The organism is Pseudomonas sp. PS01270, assembly GCF_029959775.1.
In the GTDB taxonomy this organism is placed as follows: domain Bacteria; phylum Pseudomonadota; class Gammaproteobacteria; order Pseudomonadales; family Pseudomonadaceae; genus Aquipseudomonas; species Aquipseudomonas atacamensis.
The window spans coordinates 1-17,482 of sequence record NZ_JASCPT010000111.1; the positions used below are offsets into that span (position 1 = coordinate 1).

Below are 17,482 nucleotides of genomic sequence, written 5' to 3' on the forward strand. Positions count from 1 at the left end.
CTTTTCGGACTTGGCAGCTTTCACAGGCTTCGCTCGCTCCTCGGTAATGTCCTTGGCCGGTTTGTCATCGCGCAAACCATGGAACACGGCGTGGCGCACCGAGCCGTCCTTGGTCATCTCGGCGAATGCCACTTCGGCCAGCAGTTTGGGTTTGAGCCAGTGCACACCTTTGGCCTCGAAACCGCTGGGCGGATTGACCACTGCGGCGCTTTTGGTCTGCAACGGCTTGAGTTGGGCGAGGATGCTTTTCAATGTGGTTTCGTTGAACCCGGTGCCGACCTTGCCGGCATAGCGCAACTCGCCGCTGTCACGGTCGTGCAGGCCGAGCAGCAAGGCGCCGAAAGCACTGCGCGCGCCTTTTGGATCGGTGTAGCCGACGATGACGAATTCTTGGCGATGCTTGCATTTGAGCTTGATCCAGTCGCCGCTGCGCCGCGACACGTAAGGCGAGCCGAGCCGCTTGCCGATCAGGCCTTCCATCTGCATCTGGCAGGCGCTATTAAGCAGCGCATCCGGGGTTTCTTCGAAGGCTTCGGAGAAGCGCAGCGTTGAGGATTCTTTCTGCGCACCGAGGATGGTGCTCAGCGCGGCGCGGCGTTCTTCCACCGGCACATCGCGCAGGTCGACGCCATTCAGATACGGCACGTCGAACAGGTAATAAACAATGTTGCCGCTGCGTCCGGCATCGAAAGCATTCTGCAACGCCTGAAAATCCGGCACGCCTTGCTCATTGGCCACGACCATTTCACCGTCCAGCCACGCCGATTCCAGACCCAATGACGCCAGCGCCTTGGCCTGCTGCGGGAGTTTGTGCGTCCAGTCGTGGCCATTGCGGGTGAACAGCTGCACCTCATCGTGATCAATCCGCGCCATGATCCGGTAGCCGTCGAACTTGATCTCGTAGCTCCACTGCCCTTCGGGTGCGCTGTCGACCAGCGTCGCCAGTTCCGGCTTGATCAGTGCCGGCAACTTGGCCTTGCGCGCGCCGGTAAGCTGCCCGGACGCCTGCTTGCGCGGCTTGGCCGGGGCCTTTTTTACCGGTTTGGCTTTATCGGCAGCAGTCGCCGATTTGCCGACAATCGTGCGCTCGCTGAGCACGCTGTCGGGCTCGGCGACCAGCACGTCGAAATCATCCTGCGGTCGCGCGGCGTTGTCCTGATGCTTGATCAGGAACCATTGTTCTTTCTTGCCCGGCATGTGCGTGCGCACCAGATTCCACACGCCGCCGAGCTTCTCGCCCTGCAGCTCGAACTTGAGCCGCCCCTTGGCATAGGCCTTGTGCGGATCCTCCAGCGGAATCCACACGCCGCGATCCCAGACGATCACATCACCGGCGCCGTAATGCCCCTCGGGAATGCTGCCTTCGAACGTCGCGTAATCGAGCGGATGATCCTCGACATGAATCGCCAGACGCTTGACCGACGGGTCCAGCGACGGCCCCTTCGGCACCGCCCAGCTCTTCAGGGCGCCGTCGAGCTCGAGGCGAAAGTCGTAATGCAGGTGCGAAGCGTCGTGCTTCTGGATGCAGAACTGCAAGGCATGATCCTTGGCCGACTTACGGCCCGAGCGCTTGACTGCGGCCGGCTCCGACGTCGCGGAAAAATCACGCATGCGGTTGTAATCGTCGAGGTTCCTGTTCATGAGCACACCGATGGCAGACGGGTTCTGTTATGCAGAAGAGCGACACGGCGGCGGAAAAATTCAATCGAGGTAAAAAAGCCCCGGACGGATGGAGCGGCCGGGGCTGGGAGTGTCAGGGATTTTTACAGCGGGTCAGGCTTGCCCTTTCGCCTGCTGTTCCAGATGCACCTGCAGATCCGGATCGATCTGTAAGGCTGCGGCCAGCTCATCGAGATAGCTGCGTTCGGCGTCCTGTTGATCGTCTACCAGCATGACGCTGGCCAGGTACATTTCGGCGGCTACGGCCGGGTCGCCGTCAGCGGATTGCGCCACTTCCCGGGGATCCAGCGGTTTGGCGACTTCGGCGTCGAGCCATTGTTGCAACTGCGGGTCGGCGGTGTGTTTGCCGATTTCGCTGCTGATGAGATGCTTTTCTGCGTCGTCGATGCGTCCGTCAGCCTTGGCGGCGGCGATCAGGGCGCGCAGCACCGCGTGGCTGTGGGTTTCGATTTGCGGGCCGGCGAGCAGGTCGGCGGTTTGTGGCAGATCTTGCGGCGCCTTGCTGGCCTGGCTGCGTTGCCAGGCTTGGTACGCCTGGTAGGCCATCATGCCCAGCGAAGCGAGTGCGGCGTAATTGGTCCCGCCAGAACGGCTTCTGCTAACGCCACCGAGGGCGCTTCCCAAGCCACCACCGCCGAGCAAGCCGCCGAGTAACCCTCCCAGGCCGCCGAGGCCACCCGAAGCAGCCGCGCCACCCGTTCCGGACTGACCGCCGCCGCCCAACAGGCCACCAAGTAAACCGCCCAGGCCGTCACCGGCCGAAGCCCCGCGTTGTTGCCCTGCCGAGGCCTGGCCTCGGAGCAGTTGTTCAAGCAAATCGCTGGTGTTCATGACGTTATCCTCCGAGGCCACGGCCCGATTGCGTCAGGCAACGATAGACCGACGCAGCCATAGCGCCAGCACCGTTGGGCTGACGCCCGATCACCGTTGAATCGCCACGCGAGAAAATTTTCGCCGGCCAGCTAAGATTCAAGGGTGGTGAACCTTATCCCGGCCAAACCGGTCGATAGCTGCAACCCGACCCGGTTTGCCGACGCCCTTTCTGATGATGGGCGATACCGGCTTGCTTCACTTTCTGGAGAACGCCCTCGTGATATCAACCGTACACATCGCCAGGCTGAAAGCATGGGGCGCCCATGGTTTTACCGCGACCGGCGTGGTGACCGCCTTCCTTGCCACCCTCGCGCTGCTGGAAAACCAGCCGATCCATTGCCTGATGTGGCTGGGCGTAGCGCTGATCGTCGACGGCCTCGATGGCGCACTGGCGCGCAAGGTCAATGTGCAATCGGTGCTGCCGAGTTTCGACGGTTCGATCCTTGATCTGGTCATCGATTACCTGACTTATGTATTCATCCCGGCACTGTTTATCTACCGCTACATTCCCCTGCCCGATTACACCCTGTTGCTGACGGTGTCGGTGATTCTGGTGTCGTCGCTGTTCTGTTTCTGCAACGTCAACATGAAGAGCAAGGACAACTATTTTGTCGGCTTCCCGGCGGCCTGGAACGTGGTTGCGTTGTGTTTGTACATCATTGGTCCGGGGCCCTGGATTACCTTTCTCACCGTGATCGGGCTGGCGCTGCTGACCGTGACGCGGATGAAGTTCCTGCACCCGTTTCGCGTGCGTCGTTTCATGCCGATCAATATCGCGGTGACGGCGATCTGGCTGTTGTGCAGCCTTTCGCTGGTGCTCAATCACCCGGTGATCAACCCGCTGGTGATGGGCTTGTGGCTGCTGATGTCGGCTTATTTCCTGGGGATCTGCATCTGGCGCACGGCGCTGGAGTGGTTTGATCGCAGCCATTAGAAATAAGCACATCCCCCTGTGGGAGTGAGCCTGCTCGCGAATGCGGTGGTTCCATCAACATCAAGGTTGGCTGGCACACCGCTTTCGCGAGCAAGCTCGCTCCCACAGAGATCTTCATCGATCAGGAGATCCGATGTGGACTAGCGCTTGGTAATCACCACCTCCAGATACTCACTCGGCACCACCAGCGACGCCTCCCCGGCGCGATTCGATCGGTTGAGCAGCTCCGTCAGATCCTCCTCCAGCGCCTGTCCGGCCTCCGCCGACAACACCGCAAAAGCTTTGTGCACCGGCCCGTACCAGTGGCGAAAGATGTCAATGAAATGCGCCGCCGAGCGGTAGCGGAAATTGAAGTGGCTGCGGGTCACGCGCACGACAAAATCGCGGTCATCGAAATGCTTGTGCAGCCACGCATCCGAGCCCCAGTTCGACGGTGGCTGAGCCACTGCTGGCGGCGGCAGATGCTGGCCGAGAATCTTGAACATCTGCCCGACGAAGCCCTCCGGCGTCCAGTTCGCCATACCAATCCGCCCGCCCCGACGACAGACTCGCCCCAGCTCATTAGCGGCGCTGACCTGGTCAGGCGCGAACATCACGCCGAACGTCGACAAAACAGCGTCGTAGCTTTCATTGGGAAAAGGCAAAGCCTCGGCATCGGCCACCTGAAAAATCACCTCCAGATGTTCGGCCCGGGCGCGATCCTGACCACGCTCCAGCAGTGCCGCGACGTAATCGGTCGAGGTCACCACACAACCGCGCCGCGCCGCTGCCAGGGTGGCGTTGCCGTTACCGGCGGCGACATCCAGCACCTGTTCATCACAGCGCAGATCGCAGGCCTCGGCGAGGCTTTCACCGACGATCTGCAAAGTCGTGCCGATCACGGCGTAGTCGCCACTGGCCCAAGCGACTTTCTGACGTTCCTTCAGGGCAGTGAGATCAATCGGGGTACTCATGACAGCGAGCTCCGTGGCAGAGAGAAAGCACAGGCTGCGACGCGGACCGTGCTTGGTCACTATCGCGCCGAGGCTGCCCGGCGTCCCTGTCAATCGTCCGGCAACCCCGTAAACCGGGCACTTTGCCGATGAGTGGTGAAGATTTGTCAAGCGCATGAAACACTCAGGCGGCCGGTGCCTTGGCCTCCTCCAGCAACTGCTTGATCATCTGCTCCTGCTCGGCATAGCGACCTTCACCGAAGTGGCTGTAACGCATCTGGCCCTTGGCGTCGATCAGGTAATGCGCCGGCCAGTATTGATTGTCGAAGTTGCGCCAGATCGCGTAGTCGTTGTCGATGGCGACCGGGTAGGTGATGCCGAGTTTTTTCACCTGATCCTTGACGTTGTTGATGATGCGTTCGTAGCCGTATTCGGGGGTGTGCACGCCGATCACTACCAGGCCGTCCTTCTCGTATTTCTTCGCCCAGTCTTTGACGTACGGCAGGGTGTGCTGACAGTTGATGCAGTCGTAGGTCCAGAAGTCCACCAGCACCACTTTGCCGCGCAGGGATTCGGCACTGAGCTCTGGTGAATTGAGCCATTGCACAGCGCCCGACAGCGACGGCATCGCACCCCGGGCCTCGTCCATCATCGAATCGGCGCGGACCTTGCTGACGAAGTAGTCGACCACTTTCGGCACGTTTTCCAGGACGTTTTTCTCGACGCTGGCCACGCCTTCGGAAGAGGTGTTGGCGAGCAGGGTTTTGTCGGCGCCCGTCGAGATCACCGCGACCGTAGCAAGTACCGCAACCCCAGCACCACGGCGCAACCAGCCGCTGAACGGGATCGACGGTTTCAGCCGATTGACCAGACCGCGCCCGGCGAAGATCAACGTGCCCAGCGACAAGGCACTGCCGACGCCGTAAGCCAGCAGCAACAGGCTGGTCTGGGCATTGGCGCCTTGCAACATTGCGCCGGTCAGAATCACCCCAAGGATCGGCCCGGCACAGGGCGCCCACAACAGGCCGGTGGCGACACCGAGCATGATCGAGCCCATCGGTCCTGCACGTTTACGCGTGTCCTGATCGAGACGATTGCCAAGCGCGACAAACGGCCTGGTCAGCCAGTCACCGACGCGGGCCGAGATCAGCGACAGGGCGAACAGCGCCATGACCAGCAAGGCGACGTGGCGGCCGGTGTTGCTGGCCTGGATCACCCACTCGCTGCTGACCACGGCGAGGCTGGAGATCAGCGCAAAGGTCAGCGCCATGCCGGCGAGAGTCAGGAAGATCGAGGAACGGGTACGGTTGGCGCCAGCGAACAGAAACGGCACCACCGGCAGGATGCACGGACTGAGAACGGTCAGCAGACCGCCGAGAAATGCAATGAGGTACATAAGGGGTCACCTTGGAATGGGGGCTGGGCACACAACCGGGCAGCGAGGGAAACGTCCCCTCGCTAGCTCGCTTTATTTACGCCGTGGCTCATGCAGTCTGGCCGTCGAGCAACTGCCCTTGAGGCGTACGACTGGCACCGTTTTCCGCGACCAGTTGGCCTTGCGGTGTACGGCTGGAACCATCAGCGGCGACCATCTGGCCTTGCGGCGTGCGGCTCGATCCGTCAGCGGCAACCATCTGCCCCTGCGGTGTGCGGCTGGAACCATCAGCGGCAACCATCTGGCCCTGCGGTGTGCGGCTGGAACCATCAGCGGCGACCATCTGCCCCTGCGGTGTGCGGCTGGAGCCGTCAGCGGCGATCAAGGCATCGCTGCCCTCCTTCGCCACGGTGGTCAGCTGGAAGCAGGTGCTGCTGGCGCAACTGCTCTGCTCCACAGCACTGTTGGCGTGGGCGGCGGCACCGGTGAAGGCGAAGGCTGCTGCGGTCAGAAAGCGCGAGACGTTGTTCATGGCAAAACTCCTTGCAGAAAAAGTAGGAATGACTCAGTTCTGGTTGTTGCAGCCGTCAGCGAATTTGCTGTAATCCAGCTCGCGGGTTTTGCCGGCGGAATCGAGGTAGGTCATGCGCGCCTCGGTGATGCCGCAGGTCACCGAGGTGTCTTCGGTCATCGACAGCACTTTCTGGATATCCAGATGGGTGCCGTAGGTGTAGGTTTGCCGGCTGACGTCAGCTTCGGCGTGGGCCGACAGGGTGCAGATGTTCAGAGCGGCGAACAGGCAGGCGGCGAATACGGATTTGTTGTTCATGGTGTAGTCCTCAAGGCTTCAGTGGGTTTGAGCCGAGGCGGTCTGTGTGTGCCTCGATGGAGCCTATTTGAGGCCTTCGAGGTATCGCGTCTGTGTCAGGAAAGGACGAGAATCACTCGTTGTGTATCCATGCAGCGTGTAGATACAGAGCGATACAAAACCGCGAAAAAATCGTGATTTTGCGTCGGTGTGTATCCGCCGCTGCGGCAGATACACTGCAATACAAAGGCAGGCAGGCGTGCGGTCTACGGCGCTATAGACTGCACGGCATTCCCCCTTTGACAGAGGCTTGAACCGATGGAACATGTCGATCACATTCTCATCGTCGACGACGATCGCGAGATCCGTGAACTGGTAGGCAACTACCTGAAGAAGAACGGCCTGCGCACAACAGTGGTCGCCGATGGCCGGCAGATGCGCAGCTTCCTTGATGCCAACACCGTCGACCTGATCGTGCTCGACATCATGATGCCCGGCGACGATGGCCTGCAGCTGTGCCGCGAATTGCGCGTGGGCAAACACAAGGCGACGCCGGTGCTGATGCTCACCGCGCGCAACGATGAGACCGACCGCATCATCGGTCTGGAAATGGGCGCTGACGATTACCTGACCAAACCTTTCGCCGCCCGCGAGCTGCTGGCGCGGATCAACGCCGTGTTGCGCCGCACGCGTATGTTGCCGCCGAATCTGGTCGTCACCGAAGCCGGACGCCTGCTGGCGTTCGGTCGTTGGCAGCTGGACACCTCGGCCCGCCACCTGCTCGACAGCGACGGCACCATGGTTGCCCTCAGCGGTGCCGAATACCGCCTGCTGCGGGTGTTCCTCGACCATCCGCAACGGGTGCTCAGCCGCGATCAACTGCTCAACCTGACCCAGGGCCGCGAGGCCGATCTGTTCGACCGCTCCATCGATCTGCTGGTCAGTCGCCTGCGTCAACGCCTGCTGGACGATGCTCGCGAGCCGGCCTATATCAAGACCGTGCGCAGTGAAGGTTATGTGTTTTCGCTGCCGGTCGAACTGCTCGGGGCGTCGGCATGAAACTCAAGCTGCAATGGCCGCGCACCCTCGCCTCGCGCCTGTCGCTTATTTTCCTGATCGGGCTGATTCTGGCGCAGGGCCTGTCGTTCGGCGCGCAGTATTACGAGCGTTACCAGAGCGCGAAAAGCACCATGCTCGGCAACCTCGAAACCGACGTCTCGACGTCGATGGCGATCCTCGATCGCCTGCCCGCCGCCGAACGCGAGGCCTGGCTGCCGCGTCTGGCCCGGCGCAATTACGGCTACCTGCTCAACGAGGGCGAACCGGGCATGCCGGTGACCTCGGCTGAAAAGTCCGTCGCGATTGCCTCGATTACGGCGGCCATCGGCGACACTTATCCCATCGTGTTTACCGAAGTTCCCGGCGGTCCGAGACAACATTTCCAGGGCCACTTGCGCCTGAGCGACGGCAGCCCGGTGACCATCGATATCCGTCCGGCGATGGTGCCGTTGTCGCCGTGGTTGCCGGTGGTGCTGCTCGGCCAACTGGCGTTGCTGATCCTCTGCACCTGGCTCGCCGTGCGCATTGCCATCCGTCCCCTCACCCGCCTCGCCAACGCGGTGGAAACCCTCGACCCCAACGCTCATCCGATCAAGCTCGACGAGCAAGGGCCGACCGAAGTGGTTCACGCCGCGCGGGCGTTCAACGCCATGCAAACGCGCATCGCCGCCTACTTGAAAGAACGCATGCAACTGCTCGCGGCGATTTCCCACGACCTGCAAACGCCGATCACCCGGATGAAACTGCGCGCAGAATTCATGGACGACTCGGTCGAGAAAGACAAACTGAGCAGCGACCTGGGCGAGATCGAACATCTGGTGCGCGAAGGCGTGGCCTACGCCCGCAGCGTTCACGGCGCCACCGAAGAAAGCCGGCGTACCGATCTTGACTCGTTCCTCGACAGCCTGGTCTTCGACTATCAGGACATGGGCAAGGACGTGCAGCTCGGCGGCAAAAGCAAAGCGGTAATCGAAACCCGTCCGCAGGCCCTGCGCCGGGTGCTGGTAAACCTGACCGACAACGCCCTGAAATTCGCCGGCGCCGCCCAGCTGCAAGTCGAAGCGCAGGGCAACAGCCTGTCGGTGAAAGTCCTCGATCGCGGCCCGGGCATCGCCGAGGCCGAGTTGGCGCAGGTGCTGGAACCGTTCTATCGCGTGGAAAACTCGCGCAATCGTGACACCGGCGGCACCGGGCTCGGGTTGGCGATCGCCCAGCAATTGGCGTTGGCGCTGGGTGGCTCGCTGCTGTTGAGCAATCGTGAAGGTGGCGGGTTGTGCGCTGAACTGAAGTTGCCGCTGCCACGCTGAGAAAAACACCGACTAGACTCATTCATTACCCAGTCGAGGGGGCCGCAGGACGTCTGCTGTGCCCTGCCCCAATCCGTGACCACCGCCCGGTGGCGCCTGCCTCGACACTCAACGCCGCCGGACGGTGATCCTGTTTCAGGAGCACACGTGATGAATGAGGCGAAGCTCAACGAATTCATGGGCAAACTGGTCAACGACATGGGCGGCGCGGCGATGCTGGCCAATGTCATTGTCGGCGAAGAACTCGGTCTGTACCGGGCAATGGCCGACAGCCAACCGATCAGCCCCGAAGCCCTAGCTGCCAAAACCACCTGCAATCCGCGCCTGGTACGCGAATGGCTCAGCGCCCATGCCGCATCGGGCTATATGGAACACGTTGACGGTCAGTTTCGCTTGCCGGAAGAACAGGCACTGGCGCTGGCCGTAGAGGACTCGCCGGTTTACGTCGCTGGCGGTCTCGGCGTGGTGGCGTCGTTTTTCCATGACAAGGACAAACTGGTCAAGGCCATGCGCGGCAATGGCGCCTTGTCGTGGGGCGATCACCATCCGTGCATGTTCAGCGGCACCGAACGTTTCTTCCGCCCCGGTTACAAAGGTCACCTGATTGCCGAATGGCTGCCGGCGCTCGACGGCGTGGTGGCGAAGCTGGAACGCGGCGCCAAAGTTGCCGACATCGGCTGCGGCCACGGCGCCTCGACGGTGATCATGGCCCAGGCGTTTCCGAAATCGCAGTTTGTCGGTTTTGACTTCCATGCGCCGTCAGTCACCGTCGCCACGCAACGGGCCGAAGAAGGCGGCGTGGGCAACCGCGCCAGATTCTTCGAGGGCACGGCGAAAAACTATCCCGGCGGCGACTACGACCTGATCTGCTTTTTCGACTGCCTGCACGACATGGGCGACCCGGTCGGCGCCGCTCGCCACGCTTATGAGTCGCTGAAAGGTGATGGCACGGTGTTGCTGGTCGAACCGTTCGCCAACGACAAACTGGACGACAATCTCAACGCGGTCGGGCGCCTGTTCTACGCCGCCTCGACGTTTATCTGCACGCCCAATTCGCTGTCCCAGGAAGTCGGCCTCGGGCTCGGTGCGCAGGCTGGGGAAATGCGCCTGCGCAAAGTCTTTGTCGAGGCCGGGTTCAAGCAGTTCCGCCGCGCCACGCAAACGCCGTTCAATTTGATTCTGGAGGCGCGCAAGTAACCCGTGCGGATCGCGTGCTAACCTGCGGGCACTGCCCATTCTGGAGTGCTGAGCATGCTCGATAGCCCGATCCGCGAACATCTCGATACGCTGTTGCAGGCCATGGCCGACGATAAATTCCTGATATTGACCGGCGCCGGCATCAGCACGCCATCGGGCATTCCGGACTATCGCGACAGTGACGGCGTGCGTCGCGGGCGGCAGCCGATGATGTATCAGGAGTTTCTCGCCGCCCCGGAATCACGCCGGCGCTACTGGGCGCGAGCGATGCTCGGCTGGCCGCGCGTGCGTCAGGCCCGACCGAATGCCGCGCATGAGGCGCTGGCGACGTTGCAGCAGCGTGACCGGATCAGCGCTTTGATCACGCAGAACGTCGATACCTTGCACGATCAGGCCGGCAGCCACGATGTGATCGAACTGCACGGCAGCCTGCATCGAGTGCTGTGCCTGGATTGCGGGCAGCGCAGCGAGCGCGACGCGATCCAGCAGCAGATGGAGACACACAATCCCTACCTGAGTGGTGTTGATGCGGTGCAGGCGCCGGATGGCGATACCTTGCTGGATCCGTCGTTTGAAGCGCGGTTTCAAGTGCCCCGGTGCCCGCATTGCGCGGGTGAGCGGATGAAACCGGATGTGGTGTTCTTCGGCGAGAACGTGGCGCAACCGACAGCCGCACGGGCCTTGGCCGCTGCCGAGAAGGCGGCGGGTTTACTGGTGGTGGGATCGTCGTTGATGGCGTATTCGGCGTTTCGCTTGTGTCGGGTGATTGCCGAGCGTGGCAAGCCGTTGATGGCGATCAATCTGGGCAAGACCCGGGCGGATGATCTGCTCGATTTGAAGATTGAAGGCTCGTGTGAGGAGCTTTTGCCGTGGTTGGTGGAGGAGCTTGGTCGGTGAATTTTCGAGTATTGCGCTCGACTTGAGATTTTCCCCTCACCCTGGCCCTCACCCTGGCCCTCTCCCTGGCCCTCTCCCGAGGGAGAGGGAACTGATCGAAGTGTTCTTGCTTAGTGCGCCCGATCCAGCCCCGCCAGCAATGCGCTGTCGTGGCTGTAGATGTCCGGCGCATAACGCACATGGCCGCTGCTGTCGACTTGCGCCGTCCAGTAGGTCATCAGGATCGGCACCGGCGCCGACAGGCGAAATTCATGGGTGGTGCCGGTTGCCAGCAAAGTCTCGGTGCGAGCTTTTTCCGCCGGGGACAGCAGCAGATCGCGCAGTTGCAGCGGGTGTTCGACCCGCACGCAACCGGAGCTGAACGCCCGTGGGCCTTTTTCAAACAGCGCCTTGCTCGGCGTGTCGTGCAGGTAGACCGAGAACGGGTTGGGGAAACGGATGACCATTTGCCCCAGCGGATTGCGCGGGCCGGCGTCCTGACGCAGGAGGATGTTGCCCGGGTTGTCCCAGTCGATATCGGCCGCTGCCAGAGGCTGGCCGTTGGCATCGAGCACTTGCAGGTTCTGGCGGCTGAGGAAAGTCTGGTCCTTGCGAATTTCCGGCAGTTTGTCTTCCTTCCAGATGGTCGGCGGTACGGTCCAGGTCGGATTCAGCGTCAGGCGGGTGACGCGGGATTTGAGCAGCGGCGTCTGGCGTTCGGCGCGGCCGACCTGGGTGCGGGTCTGCCACACCGGTTGACCGCTCTGATACAGCGTAAGCTCAGCGGCCGCGACATTCACCACCAGACCACTGGGCTCCATGTCCTGGGCCATCCAGCGGAAACGTTCCAGATTGACGCGCAACTGATCGCGGCGGGTCAGCGGGCTGATGTTCAGCTCGGCAATGGTGCCCGGCCCGACCACGCCGTCAGCCTGCAACGAATGGCTGGCCTGAAAGTGCTTCACTGCTTCCACCAGCGCGTCATCGTAGGCGTTGCCCGGCGTCACCAGCGCGTGTGCCAAGTAGCCTTCGCTATACAACCGTCGGGCGAGTTCCGGCACGCGCGGGTCTTCCATCGCCGGGCGCAGCAACGGGCCGCTGCCCACTGGCTGCCATTGCGGCAAGGCTTGCAAGCGTTGCGCGGCATACAGCTGACGCAGGCTCTGATATTGCGGCAGATGCGGACGCGCCAGGTCGAACGCCGCAGCAATATCGTTCATGCCCGGCACGGCAATGCTGAGCAATTGCGCCTGACGGTCGGTCGGCGGGCCGTCGACACGCCACAGCGGTTCGAAATGCGATTGCAACAGACGGCCGTAACGCAGATCCTGCAAGGCCTGCAGGTAGTTGCGGCTGATGTCGATGTCGGCGCACAGCTCGCCATCCTGCGGCGGTGTCGTCGCGACCGCATAGCGATTCGGATTCAACCCATCATCGGCCAACAGTTGCAACTGCGCGCGCAATGCCGGCAAGCGTGCCGACTCACTCGCCCACACCGGCATCCAGTCCTGCTGTTCATAAAACGCCTGCAACTGGCTCAACGCCGGGCCATTAAGGCGCGGAGCAATGGCCGGGCACGACTGCGCCAGGCTGATCAAAACCGCCTGCAACGGGCTGCGCGGCTCGACCGGCAATTGCGTTTCCGGCGTCGGCAGGGTTTCGAGCGGGGGCAGCGGCTCATCGGCGCAAGCGACAAACGGCGCAGCGAGCAAACAAATGCTCAAGTAGCATGCGTACTTTTTGAACAACTGCTTTACTCCAATCCATGGCCGTCCAGATGACGGTCAACCTTACATCAGGTGCGCTGAACAGTCAGGCTCGAACCGCGAGCCTGCGGGTATTGACTGGGAGTCAGGAGCCAAAGTGCCGTTTATGTAGCAAGTTGAGGACACTTTATAAAATGTTGACGTTTTTGCGCCGACTTCTGTTGAGCACCGCGACCCTTGTCGCCGTGACCAGCCCAGTATTTGCCGCCGGCAAGCCATCGCCGGTTCTCTACAACAGCCTCGCCCACGCCGCGCCGGAACTCAATCCCCAGGCGCTCAAAGGTGCATTGAACGCCATGCAATGCGCGGTCAACAATGGCGCGAAACCCTCGCGGCATCTGGCGATCATCGATTATTCGCAACCGTCCACCGAACGCCGCCTGTGGATCTTCGATCTGAGCAAAAAGAAACTGGTGCTGCGTGATCTGGTTGCCCACGGTTCCAACTCCGGGGAAAACTTCGCCACGCAGTTTTCCAATCGCGAAGGCAGTTATCAGTCCAGCCTCGGTCTGTTCCGCACTCAGGAAAGCTACGAAGGTACTCACGGCTATTCGCTGCGCATGGATGGTCTGGAGCCCGGTTTCAATGATCTGGCCCGTGATCGCGCGATCGTGATTCATGCCGCCAGTTACGTGAACCCGCTGTGGAGCAAGCGTCAGGGGCGTATCGGCCGCAGTCAGGGTTGCCCCGCCGTACGGCCGCAGATCGCCAAACAGGTGATCGATCGCCTGAAGAACGGCCAGTTCATGTTTTCCTGGTATCCGGATCAACGCTGGTTGCAGAAGTCACCGTACCTGAACTGCCAGCCGCAGCAGGTGGCGAGCATTCTCAACACCCACGCCAGTTAACGCGCGTCGCCCCCGGCGGGTTTGTAGAACAGGAACCTGCCGGTCTGCGCCGTGTTGCGATAGGCCTTGGCCCAGCTCGGATGCACGCCGCGATCATGAAAATACAGGGCACCGCGCGTGCGGTCCTTGAGCTGACGGTTCAACGCCTTGCCGGCGATTTCCTTGGCCAGCGCGTATTCGGCGTCTTCCTTGACCTGATCGGGCCTGCCATCGCACCACCAGGAAAACTGGCAATTGCCGCTTTCAGATCCTTGCTTGACCACCGCGCACACCGTGTCGGGAAAGCCGTCGTGGCCGAGGCGATTCATCACCACACTGGCGACGGCTTCCATTTCCGGGGTGTCCTTGCCCTTGGCTTCCCAATAGATACTGCGCGCGAGACAGGTCAGCGGATCGTCCAGCGGCGCGGCGCCGGCCGGGTCCACCGCCTGCGCTTCGGTCGGGGTGATCGCCTCGGATTTCGGCGCCGGCGCGGCGCTGACTTTGTCTGCCGCTTTCTCTTCGAGCACCTCGGCTTTCTGTTCGGCCTTGGCCTCGATCGGCGCCTGCGCCCCGGCCCATGCTGCGCCGGTCAGAAAGATCCACAACAAACCTCCCGCCAAGCCTTTCGATCCCATGTCGATTCTTCCGTCAGCGCCCGCCCGGGGCAAGATGTTACGTCGGTGAGACGCCCGGTTTGCGGGGTCTTCGCAGAGTGTAGCGAGCAAATGCGCGGGCACACCAGCGCAGAAAAAAATCCGCCGCAAAGAAAAACACATTCACTCACCGGGGGCCTTTCGCGCATCATGGGCGCATTCAGCTCAAGGGAGATTTCCATGCGCTTCATGCCGTCCGTTTTGCGTTGTGCCGCACTGTCGCTGGGCGTGGTGTTCGCCACCTCGGCGCTGGCTGCCGATGAACTGCAATTGATCGAGTCGATCAACAGCTATCGCAGCCAGCCGCAGCGTTGCGGCACGCAGGCATCGAACGAGTTGCCACCGCTGTCGGCCGATCCACGTCTGCGCCTGCCCGCCAGCGGCGCGGTCGATCTGCAGCAGGCCATGACCAGCGCCCAGTACCCGATGGTCAACGTGCAGGCGATCACCCTCAACGGCCCGCGCGATGCAGCGGCGGCGATGCAGGCGATCAAGGAAAGCTTCTGTAAGGTGGTGCTCGATCCGCAGTTCGTCGATATCGGCGTCAACCGTGTCGACCGCGACTGGCGCATCGTTCTCGCGCGGCCGTTGCTGAGGGCGAAACTCGGCGATGCACAAAGCGAAGGGCAAAAGCTGCTGGCGCAACTCAATACCGCGCGCGGCCAGGCGCGCCAGTGCGGCGGCCAGTCCTTCGCGGCGGCAGCACCGCTGGCGTGGAATGCCACGCTGGGCACGGTCGCTCAGGATCACAGCCGCGACATGGCCAACAATAACTACCTCGACCACAAGGACCGCGACGGCCGCACGCCGGGCGACCGCGCCGAGCTGTCCGGTTACAGTGGGCAACTGGTCGGCGAGAACATCGCCGCCGGGCAAGACACCGTCGGCAAGGTCGTCGACGGCTGGCTCGCCAGCCCCGGGCATTGCGCCAATCTGATGAATCCGCAATATCAGGAACTGGGCGCCGCCTACGCGACCGATCCGAAAAGCAACGCCGGCATTTACTGGACGGCAATGTTTGGCGCACCGTAAGGCATCATCGACGCCGTCAATCACTCGGTCAGCCAGAGTGATTGGACGGCGTGGCGAGCGCAGCCTACCCTGCGCGATCTGCGCCCGCTGACGGCGCTCCACATCCACGAGGCGAGCCCATGACACAGCGTGAATTGATCGATGGTCACAACCGCCGCGTGGATTATCTGCGTCTGTCGGTCACCGACCGCTGCGATTTTCGCTGCGTCTATTGCATGGCCGAGGACATGCAGTTCCTGCCGCGCCAGCAGATCCTCACCCTCGAAGAGCTGTTCCAGGTGGCGCAAAGTTTCGTCGCCCTCGGCACGCGCAAGATCCGCCTCACGGGTGGCGAGCCGCTGATCCGGCCTGGTGTCGTGCAACTTTGCGAACAGATCGCCGCCCTGCCCGGCCTGCGCGAACTGTGCCTGACCACCAACGGCTCACAATTGGGCCGACTGGCCCAGCCGCTGTTCGACGCCGGGGTCAAGCGCCTGAACATCAGCCTCGACAGTCTCGATCCGCAGCGCTTCAAAGAGCTGACCCGTACCGGCGATCTGGCGCAGGTCATCGACGGCATCGATGCCGCGCGTGCCGCCGGTTTCACCCGTACCAAACTCAATTGCGTGGTGATGCAGGGCCGCAACGATCACGAGATCAACGATCTGGTCAGTTTCGCCATCGAGCGTGATCTGGATATTTCCTTCATCGAAGAGATGCCGCTGGGCGCGATCGCCGAACACAGCCGCGCCGAGTCCTTCTACTCCAGCGCGCAAGTACGCGAACGCATCGCCGAACGCTTTACCCTGATCGACTCGACCGAATCGACGCAAGGGCCGTCGCGCTACTGGCGCGTGGCCGAAGCGCCGAACATTCGCCTGGGCTTCATTTCACCGCACAGCCATAACTTCTGCGGTACCTGCAACCGCGTGCGCCTGACCGTCGAAGGTCGCTTGCTGCTGTGCCTGGGCAACGAGCATTCGATGGACCTCAAAGCGGTGTTGCGCGCCCATCCGGGCCACCCGGAACGTCTGGAAAACGCGATCATCGAGGCGATGAAACTCAAGCCGTATCGACACAACTTCGAAGTCAACGACGACGTGCAAGTGGTGCGTTTCATGAACATGACCGGCGGCTGATCCGCCGCGCAACCGGGACCGCGAGATGATCGTCAGACCGAGACCCAATCAGTTCGCCGTGCTGTTCACCCTCCGAGGCTCGATCGCCAAACGCATCGTCGTGCGCACCTTGATGCTGACACTGCTGGCGGCGGCGATTGTGCTGATCGAACTTCTGGTGCCGAGCTACTTCGCCCAGATCAATTCGACACCGTTCACCCTGCTCGGCCTGTCGCTGTCGATCTTCCTGAGCTTTCGCAACAACGCTTGTTACGACCGTTGGTACGAGGGCCGCAAGGCCTGGGGCGAGGTGCTGTTGCGGGTGCGCGCGGTGATGCGCGAAACCCAAGGCATCGATGACACGCGCCTGCGTGGACAACTGTTGCGCAACCTGTGCGGTTTCGCCCACGCGCTGAATGCGCGGTTGCGTGGAGACAGTGAGGAGCAGACCAGTGCCGACTGGGTCAGCCCGCCGATCGATGGGGCGGCGCCGGATCACTGCGGACAGATCCTTCATCAGGTCGGGCGCCAGTGTTCCGAGCTGGAAACGGCCGGTGTGCTGTCGCCATGGCGTTATCAATTGCTGGCCAATCACCTGACCTGCCTGAGCCAGGCCCAGGCCGTGTGCGACAGGATCAAGAACACGCCACTGCCCTTCCCTTACACCCTGCTGCTGCACCGCACCATCTACCTGTTCTGCCTGTTGCTGCCCTTCGCCATGGCGCAATCGCTGGGATGGTTGACGCCGCTGTTCACGGCGATTGTCAGCTACACCTTTTTCGGCTTCGACGCGATTGCCGATGAACTCGAAGACCCGTTCGGCCGCGATGAAAACGATCTGCCGACCGATGCGCTGGTGCGTACCCTGGAGCGCGATGTGCTTTACGAACTCGGCGTCTCGCCGTTGCCGCCCGCGCCAGAGCCGGACGATTACGTGCTGCGCTGAATGGCGCAGCGGCGGGCTCGGCGTGTTGACTCTGGATCGAGGTGCTGCCATTCGCGAGCAGGCTCGCTCCCACAGTTGAAATGCACTCTCCTGTGGGCGCGAGCCTGCTCGCGAAAA

General features: G+C 62.1%; 17 protein-coding genes. 9 read left to right on the forward strand and 8 right to left on the reverse strand.

Annotated elements, in window-relative coordinates; translation table 11 throughout:
- Both ligD and QMX86_RS22515 read right to left on the reverse strand, forming a co-directional pair.
- The coding region (gene ligD, locus QMX86_RS22510; protein ID WP_282390412.1) for a non-homologous end-joining DNA ligase at positions 1 to 1,641 on the reverse strand (1,641 nt) is incomplete at its 3' end.
- 132 nt (positions 1,642 to 1,773) lie between these two features.
- On the reverse strand, positions 1,774 to 2,511 hold the full coding sequence (locus tag QMX86_RS22515; protein WP_282385060.1) for a tellurite resistance TerB family protein: 738 nt from the start codon (positions 2,509 to 2,511) through the stop codon (positions 1,774 to 1,776).
- 259 nt (positions 2,512 to 2,770) lie between these two features.
- On the opposite strand from QMX86_RS22515, the gene pcsA reads away from it, so the two are divergent.
- Positions 2,771 to 3,487 carry a phosphatidylcholine synthase gene (pcsA, locus tag QMX86_RS22520; protein ID WP_281119777.1) on the forward strand — a complete coding sequence of 239 codons (717 nt, stop codon included), beginning with the start codon at positions 2,771 to 2,773 and terminating at the stop codon, positions 3,485 to 3,487.
- A 140-nt stretch (positions 3,488 to 3,627) separates the two neighbouring features.
- On the opposite strand, the gene QMX86_RS22525 is transcribed toward pcsA, so the two are convergent.
- The 4 genes from QMX86_RS22525 to QMX86_RS22540 all read right to left on the reverse strand — a co-directional run bounded on the left by QMX86_RS22525 (position 3,628) and on the right by QMX86_RS22540 (position 6,623).
- On the reverse strand, positions 3,628 to 4,440 hold the full coding sequence (locus QMX86_RS22525; protein ID WP_282385064.1) for a class I SAM-dependent methyltransferase: 813 nt from the start codon (positions 4,438 to 4,440) through the stop codon (positions 3,628 to 3,630).
- A 163-nt stretch (positions 4,441 to 4,603) separates the two neighbouring features.
- A complete protein-coding gene (locus QMX86_RS22530) occupies positions 4,604 to 5,815 on the reverse strand; it encodes a cytochrome c biogenesis protein DipZ (protein WP_123442202.1) in 1,212 nt (403 codons plus the stop codon).
- Positions 5,816 to 5,903: 88 nt separating this feature from the next.
- Entirely contained in the window at positions 5,904 to 6,326 is a 423-nt protein-coding gene (locus QMX86_RS22535) for a hypothetical protein (RefSeq protein WP_073471218.1), read from the reverse strand.
- A gap of 33 nt (positions 6,327 to 6,359) precedes the next feature.
- Positions 6,360 to 6,623, reverse strand: a complete 264-nt coding sequence (locus QMX86_RS22540; RefSeq protein WP_016775158.1) for a DUF2790 domain-containing protein — start codon at positions 6,621 to 6,623, stop codon at positions 6,360 to 6,362.
- A 297-nt stretch (positions 6,624 to 6,920) separates the two neighbouring features.
- Between QMX86_RS22540 and QMX86_RS22545 the strand changes: the two genes are divergently transcribed.
- The 4 genes from QMX86_RS22545 (at position 6,921) to QMX86_RS22560 (ending at position 11,062) form a co-directional block, all read left to right on the forward strand.
- Positions 6,921 to 7,661 (forward strand): response regulator, encoded by a 741-nt coding sequence (locus tag QMX86_RS22545; RefSeq protein WP_039762337.1) that lies wholly within the window; start codon positions 6,921 to 6,923, stop codon positions 7,659 to 7,661.
- Positions 7,658 to 8,968, forward strand: a complete 1,311-nt coding sequence (locus QMX86_RS22550) for an ATP-binding protein (protein ID WP_071172820.1) — start codon at positions 7,658 to 7,660, stop codon at positions 8,966 to 8,968. The genes QMX86_RS22545 and QMX86_RS22550 overlap by 4 nt, the downstream gene beginning before the upstream one ends.
- 150 nt (positions 8,969 to 9,118) lie before the next feature.
- Positions 9,119 to 10,165, forward strand: coding sequence for a class I SAM-dependent methyltransferase (locus QMX86_RS22555; protein WP_206421963.1), 1,047 nt, complete (start codon positions 9,119 to 9,121; stop codon positions 10,163 to 10,165).
- A 54-nt stretch (positions 10,166 to 10,219) separates the two neighbouring features.
- On the forward strand, positions 10,220 to 11,062 hold the full coding sequence (locus QMX86_RS22560) for an NAD-dependent protein deacetylase (RefSeq protein ID WP_282386645.1): 843 nt from the start codon (positions 10,220 to 10,222) through the stop codon (positions 11,060 to 11,062).
- A 110-nt stretch (positions 11,063 to 11,172) separates the two neighbouring features.
- Here the strand turns inward: QMX86_RS22560 and QMX86_RS22565 are convergent, their stop codons facing one another.
- Positions 11,173 to 12,789 carry a L,D-transpeptidase family protein gene (locus tag QMX86_RS22565; RefSeq protein WP_282386644.1) on the reverse strand — a complete coding sequence of 539 codons (1,617 nt, stop codon included), beginning with the start codon at positions 12,787 to 12,789 and terminating at the stop codon, positions 11,173 to 11,175.
- A 152-nt stretch (positions 12,790 to 12,941) separates the two neighbouring features.
- On the opposite strand from QMX86_RS22565, the gene QMX86_RS22570 reads away from it, so the two are divergent.
- Positions 12,942 to 13,655, forward strand: a complete 714-nt coding sequence (locus QMX86_RS22570) for a murein L,D-transpeptidase catalytic domain family protein (protein WP_016775166.1) — start codon at positions 12,942 to 12,944, stop codon at positions 13,653 to 13,655.
- On the opposite strand, the gene QMX86_RS22575 is transcribed toward QMX86_RS22570, so the two are convergent.
- The gene (locus tag QMX86_RS22575; protein ID WP_130929693.1) at positions 13,652 to 14,272 is read right to left on the reverse strand and encodes a cell wall hydrolase; all 621 of its coding nucleotides are present in this window, start codon (positions 14,270 to 14,272) and stop codon (positions 13,652 to 13,654) included. The genes QMX86_RS22570 and QMX86_RS22575 overlap by 4 nt on opposite strands.
- A gap of 198 nt (positions 14,273 to 14,470) precedes the next feature.
- On the opposite strand from QMX86_RS22575, the gene QMX86_RS22580 reads away from it, so the two are divergent.
- The 3 genes from QMX86_RS22580 (at position 14,471) to QMX86_RS22590 (ending at position 17,365) form a co-directional block, all read left to right on the forward strand.
- Positions 14,471 to 15,322 carry a CAP domain-containing protein gene (locus QMX86_RS22580; protein ID WP_073471223.1) on the forward strand — a complete coding sequence of 284 codons (852 nt, stop codon included), beginning with the start codon at positions 14,471 to 14,473 and terminating at the stop codon, positions 15,320 to 15,322.
- A 119-nt stretch (positions 15,323 to 15,441) separates the two neighbouring features.
- Entirely contained in the window at positions 15,442 to 16,440 is a 999-nt protein-coding gene (moaA, locus tag QMX86_RS22585; RefSeq protein WP_016775169.1) for a GTP 3',8-cyclase MoaA, read from the forward strand.
- 25 nt (positions 16,441 to 16,465) lie between these two features.
- Entirely contained in the window at positions 16,466 to 17,365 is a 900-nt protein-coding gene (locus tag QMX86_RS22590) for a bestrophin family protein (protein ID WP_282386640.1), read from the forward strand.
- The last annotated feature ends 117 nt before the right edge of the window (positions 17,366 to 17,482 follow it).

Coding starts and splice junctions, on each gene's coding strand:
- QMX86_RS22515 (WP_282385060.1), bottom strand. CDS start 2,511: ATGAACACCAGCGATTTGCTTGAACAACTGCTCCGAGGCCAGGCCTCG.
- QMX86_RS22525 (WP_282385064.1), bottom strand. CDS start 4,440: ATGAGTACCCCGATTGATCTCACTGCCCTGAAGGAACGTCAGAAAGTC.
- QMX86_RS22530 (WP_123442202.1), bottom strand. CDS start 5,815: ATGTACCTCATTGCATTTCTCGGCGGTCTGCTGACCGTTCTCAGTCCG.
- QMX86_RS22535 (WP_073471218.1), bottom strand. CDS start 6,326: ATGAACAACGTCTCGCGCTTTCTGACCGCAGCAGCCTTCGCCTTCACC.
- QMX86_RS22540 (WP_016775158.1), bottom strand. CDS start 6,623: ATGAACAACAAATCCGTATTCGCCGCCTGCCTGTTCGCCGCTCTGAAC.
- QMX86_RS22545 (WP_039762337.1), top strand. CDS start 6,921: ATGGAACATGTCGATCACATTCTCATCGTCGACGACGATCGCGAGATC.
- QMX86_RS22550 (WP_071172820.1), top strand. CDS start 7,658: ATGAAACTCAAGCTGCAATGGCCGCGCACCCTCGCCTCGCGCCTGTCG.
- QMX86_RS22555 (WP_206421963.1), top strand. CDS start 9,119: ATGAATGAGGCGAAGCTCAACGAATTCATGGGCAAACTGGTCAACGAC.
- QMX86_RS22560 (WP_282386645.1), top strand. CDS start 10,220: ATGCTCGATAGCCCGATCCGCGAACATCTCGATACGCTGTTGCAGGCC.
- QMX86_RS22570 (WP_016775166.1), top strand. CDS start 12,942: ATGTTGACGTTTTTGCGCCGACTTCTGTTGAGCACCGCGACCCTTGTC.
- QMX86_RS22575 (WP_130929693.1), bottom strand. CDS start 14,272: ATGGGATCGAAAGGCTTGGCGGGAGGTTTGTTGTGGATCTTTCTGACC.
- QMX86_RS22580 (WP_073471223.1), top strand. CDS start 14,471: ATGCGCTTCATGCCGTCCGTTTTGCGTTGTGCCGCACTGTCGCTGGGC.
- moaA (WP_016775169.1), top strand. CDS start 15,442: ATGACACAGCGTGAATTGATCGATGGTCACAACCGCCGCGTGGATTAT.
- QMX86_RS22590 (WP_282386640.1), top strand. CDS start 16,466: ATGATCGTCAGACCGAGACCCAATCAGTTCGCCGTGCTGTTCACCCTC.